3 protein-coding genes and 1 pseudogene are annotated in these 4,879 nt (G+C 45.9%); 3 read left to right on the top strand and 1 reads right to left on the bottom strand.

Going from position 1 to position 4,879, the window contains the following annotated elements; all coding sequences use genetic code 11:
- The 3 genes from GA0061070_RS23960 to GA0061070_RS23950 form a co-directional block, all read left to right on the top strand.
- The coding region (locus GA0061070_RS23960; protein ID WP_208598209.1) for an Ig-like domain-containing protein at positions 1-1,281 on the top strand (1,281 nt) is incomplete at its 5' end.
- 945 nt (positions 1,282-2,226) lie between these two features.
- A complete protein-coding gene (locus GA0061070_RS23955) occupies positions 2,227-2,826 on the top strand; it encodes a tyrosine-type DNA invertase (protein WP_090139005.1) in 600 nt (199 codons plus the stop codon).
- A 697-nt stretch (positions 2,827-3,523) separates the two neighbouring features.
- On the top strand, positions 3,524-3,835 hold the full coding sequence (locus GA0061070_RS23950; RefSeq protein ID WP_090139003.1) for a LysR family transcriptional regulator: 312 nt from the start codon (positions 3,524-3,526) through the stop codon (positions 3,833-3,835).
- 132 nt (positions 3,836-3,967) lie between these two features.
- Here GA0061070_RS23950 and GA0061070_RS25740 read toward each other — a convergent pair.
- Positions 3,968-4,228, bottom strand: a pseudogene (locus GA0061070_RS25740) (IS3 family transposase); the annotation flags it as partial.
- Positions 4,229-4,879: the final 651 nt, after the last annotated feature.

Genomic DNA, 4,879 nt, shown 5'->3' with positions numbered 1-4,879 from the left:
GTCACCGCCACCCTCGGCAGCAGCACCGCCACCACCGCCGCACGCTTTGTGGCTGACAGCGGCAGCGCCTCCCTCACCAACAGCGGAGCCGGGCTGAGCACACTGACCGATGACGCCGTGGCCAATGGCACCGCCACCGACAGCGTGAAGGCCGTCGTGACCGACGCCCACGGCAACCCGGTGGCCGGCGTCAGTGTCGGCTTCAGCGCGGACAACGGCGCCACCATCGCCGCCACCGGCACCACCGGGGCGGACGGCAGCGTGACGGTGACCCTGACCAGCACCACGGCCGGGACCAGCACCGTCACCGCCACCCTCGGCAGCAGCACCGCCACCACCGCCGCACGCTTTGTGGCAGGTTCGCCGGATGATGGTCTTTCTACCTTAACTGCCCTACCTGGCACCATTCGGGCTGATGGCAGTGCTTCCTCATCCATCACCTGGCAAGCTAAGGATGTGAACGGTAACCCGGTGACAGGGCTGAGTAACACCGGGTTCAGTACCGGTAGTGCCACGGGTGTGACGGTGAGTACGGTAACGGAGGGTCCGGCTGGTACTTATAACGCTACACTGACGGGGACTACGGCGCAGACGGTAACGCTCAGTCCGACCATCGGGGGCATTGTTACCGGCAGCCTTACCGCGACCATCATCCTGACTGAACCACCGCAGACTATGCCCGGCTCTGTTAGTGTGAATGGTGCTACGTTTAACCTGAGTGGTGGTTTTCCGACCACAGGTTTCACCGGAGCTACTTTCCAGGTACTCCTGAATGGCAGTGCCACAAATAACAGCAGTTACACCTGGAGCAGTAACCAGACTTGGGTCAGTGTGGACAACAGCGGTCACGTGAGCTTTATCGGTACCCCAACCAGCGCCACAAAAACAGTAACCATTACAGCAACGCCGACAGCAAGCGGCACGCCGTATACTTACACCTTCACTGTCAGTAAGTGGTTTGTTAATAATGGGGGAATAGCCTTAAACTGGAATGATGCAAACACATACTGCAGTAGCCGGGGAGGCTTAGGAACGGCTCTGGACCTGACTAACGTTACCAGCGGCACAGGCTCCCGGGCTGGAAATTCCGGAGCGCTATGGTCCGAGTGGGGAGCACTGAGTAGTTATTCAGGTTCTGGTTTTATCAGTGACTACAACTGGACATCTGAGTTCGACTCAGCAGGCTCCGGTAACAACAAAATGGTTAGGTCGGATACGGGCAGCATTGTGTACGGCGCTCCCACCGTACCTAGGTCTGTTGTGTGTAGGCAGGGTCTTTAATCTTAAGCTAAATGTAACCCTTACCCGCGACTCCGGTCGCGGGTTTCTCCTTAAAAAGAAAATTTAACCTCATTCTGCCCTTACCATCTGGTCAATAATCGATTGTCATTATGGTGCTCTTCTGGCTTGTTTCATCAGGCGAAAATGAAATTCACGATGGCCCCCGTTCAATCTTTTTAGGCAATGGTGGCCTTGCTCAAAAGGTGTTTAAATGAACCTGCTCGTGGGAACAAAAAATCTCAAAACAGCAAGAGTATAAGGCGTCAGGTTTCGGTTTATTATTTTGCGTGGCTTGACCACTCAGGCAGATAATGTTGCTAAAAAGTGAGAGGTACGTATCAGGGTGGTTCAGCATATAGCGAGTTTAACGCAAGTTATTGTATCTAAAACATTATAGTAAAATTAATGACATATAACTCAGACATGTCCAATAATCCAATATAAAGGCACATATCTTTTACATATTAACAAACTCTTTTTTATATAACTAAATGTATTTATTTGATCTATACTGCTATGTAAATCATCTGTGCTTCAGATAATCACACTGGATACATAAGCGCCAAGAATAGTTATCGTAGACAGATGAAACAAAAAACACATATGTAAACTTAATAAAATATTCTATCCAAGCAAAAATGACAATTCCTTTACATCTCTATCTTCCACTTTAAATAAAATTCCGCACTATATTTGATGGCAATAATGATAGAACTAGGATAATAATTCCTGTTAAGACTTTTTTCGTTCAAAACGATTGAATTCACAAATGCCGGATGACATGTACCAAATCGGTATCTAATACCAATAAAGACACCATTCTCATGACTAATTTGCAAATATCATTATTTTAATGGTTTCTCGTTATTATTGATCTAGCACTAGTATGACAGTATATTTAAAAATGCATCGATCTTTTGACGATTTATTCAGCGGAGATATCAAATGATTCAACGAAAGCATTTAACCCAGCCTGAAGTAAAGAGACTGCTGGCATCAGCAAAAGAAAGCAAAAACCCGGAAAGGGACTATTGCCTCGTGTATATGAGCTTTGTGCATGGATTTCGTGTCAGTGAGATCCGCCTGTTACGGCTCTCAGATGTGGATCTTCAGGCAAAAAGCCTGTTTATACGGCGGCTGAAAAATGGACTCAGCACGAATCATCCTTTGCTGGACAACGAGATCCAGGCAATCAGGTCCTGGCTGACGGTTCGAAACTCAATGCCTGGCGCTGAAGATGACTGGTTATTTCTGTCCCGCCGGGGGAAGCCACTGACCCGGCAGCGGATATATCAGCTAATTTGTCAGTTTGGCGTGATGGCGGGGATATCTGTGCCCTCCCACCCACATATGTTGCGTCATGCCTGTGGTTTTGCACTGGCCGATCGGGGCATTGACACCCGGCTGATACAGGATTACCTCGGCCATAAAAATATCAGGCATACGGTCCTCTACACTGCAAGTAATGCAGAGCGGTTTGAGGGGGTCTGGCGGGGGAAAATAAAGGCTAAGAAAAGTCAAATAGGACCAAACTGTCAAATGTAGTGTAATGACCATCTTTCAAAAACACAATATTTGATTTAAGTTGAAGTGCTTTTTCTGTAACCCACTAAAATATAAAGATAAAATAATGAAGCCATCTACACCCTCTCTGGCCCAGCATCGACCTATCCGTACCTAGAGTGAACATTACTCCTTATTTGTTTCATTTCCCATCCCATTAACCACACAAAAAGTAGCAGTTTTTCATTTCCGTGATATTCCTCTTAAACAACGTAAATGTCCACCTATCCTGATTTAAAGGTGTTTTGTTCTGTTTAATGCCATGACTGGTCAGAATGGTCCTAAATGTAAACCTTTGATTAAACCACGCAGGGGTTGATGAAGGTAGTCACTTGGTATTTTTGGGCAAGTATCATTTTTATATTTTATCGAGGCCAGGTGATATAACTTTTGTGGCAAATACCGACCAGAGAGAAATTGTAAGAGAGGAGTATTGTGGAAAAGCTTTGACCTAATAGTTGTATTCTTGGTGTAGTTAACATTTTGAATGTAACTCCATCGAAATCCATGCTGTCTTTTGAAAAACATGAGCTTGTTTAGTGGGTTTAGTGGAATTATATATTCACACACACAACAGTATATTATGTCCCGTTTCTAGACCGGTTTTTCTACAACCTCTTAGGTTCATTAATGGTAATATATAGTTAGATCTGAGAGGTTATATAAAGGAAAGTACAATATGAATATCAAAGAAGAAAACTGTACAAAGCAAAACTTTTCTCATCTCAAAAAAATTGATTTAAACTCAGCGTTATATTTCGTTTCCGTTATGAATTATAAGACAGTATTTAACGCAAGCATAGTATTGCACTGTTCTCCTCCAACCGTCAGCGTGATGCTGAGTCGGTTTTGTTCATACTTCCCTGTCCCTTTATTTGAACGAGAGGGGCGAACATTGAATCCAACAAGGTTCGCGATGGTGCTACACAAAAAAATTGAAAGCATTTTTCTTGATATTGATGAACTTTTTTCCGATGAGTTGCCAAGGTAATATAAAAATTTTAACTATTAAGGAATATGGCATTAGTTATATTGATCTTACCCACGAAATGTGGGCATGGTTCTAAGTGAGGTTCTGCTTTGCAAACTGTTCCGGGCTGAAACCAACACAGGTACTGTGACGTCACCATCGATGGTAATTGCATTGGATATAATAAAATATCATTACCCACATTTATTTCCCGGCAGGGATAGCTCTCTTCATGGATACATTCCACCTTCTCTGAGTGGAGGATAGCCTCTTCGCAGGCGCTATCATAATAGCCGCCTCAGGCGTTCATGCTCACGCATGATTATGCCATTGCAGCAGCACCTTATAGTCTGCTGAGTAACATTGACCACCGTAGTCGGTATGAACGATGACGTTTTGTGGCCGCTTACGTCGCCCGAACTGAGTTATTGTCGTCTCATAGTCCCCGGAATACTTGTTGCAGATAATCTGAAAAGCGCGGTCAGCAAGCCCTGCCATTACGATCCCGTAACGATATCCAACCGACACTTTTGCAAAGTTTCAGTGTTGATTTTTCTGCCGCCACATTTTGTGATGGATTATCAAATTGCACACTTCTACTTCTAATGATGGTCGTTAAAAGCAAAATTTGGTCAAACACAAACTTTGCAACAGTGCCTAAATGAGATACTGGATATGGCTGAGAGCTTTGTGTTACCGAGTCGGAGGATGAGGTATTACCCAAGAGCAGTAATCGGCATAGGAGGCAGGCCTCTCAGCCTGCTCCCCTGCCACACCACCCGGCATGCGGGTCCGCACCGGGCGGTTCGGGAGTTTGAGGTTACACGAGTCGGGGCAAGCCTTGCCTGTCGAACCACGCAAGATCCAGTACGTGATTGAGAAGTTTGTCACTGTTTCGCCACCAACGTCGGCTGTTAAGCGCTATTTTGTGGGCGATGCTATGACTCGCTCCCATTGCACGAAGTTTCCTGAATATCGTTGTACCACGTCGCCAGTGCTTAAGCTGGAGAGACCTCAACCTGTGCCGAAGCCATTCTTCCAGCTTTTGCCATACTCCCGGAGTCT

It is taken from the genome of Kosakonia oryziphila (assembly GCF_900094795.1).
Taxonomy (GTDB): domain Bacteria; phylum Pseudomonadota; class Gammaproteobacteria; order Enterobacterales; family Enterobacteriaceae; genus Kosakonia; species Kosakonia oryziphila.
Note: the sequence above shows the minus strand (reverse complement) of the source record. Positions and strands in the feature narration are given on the sequence as shown.

What these genes read in the sequence shown, in the direction of transcription:
- GA0061070_RS23955 (WP_090139005.1), top strand. Translation starts at nt 2,227, where the DNA reads ATGATTCAACGAAAGCATTTAACCCAGCCTGAAGTAAAGAGACTGCTG.
- GA0061070_RS23950 (WP_090139003.1), top strand. Translation starts at nt 3,524, where the DNA reads ATGAATATCAAAGAAGAAAACTGTACAAAGCAAAACTTTTCTCATCTC.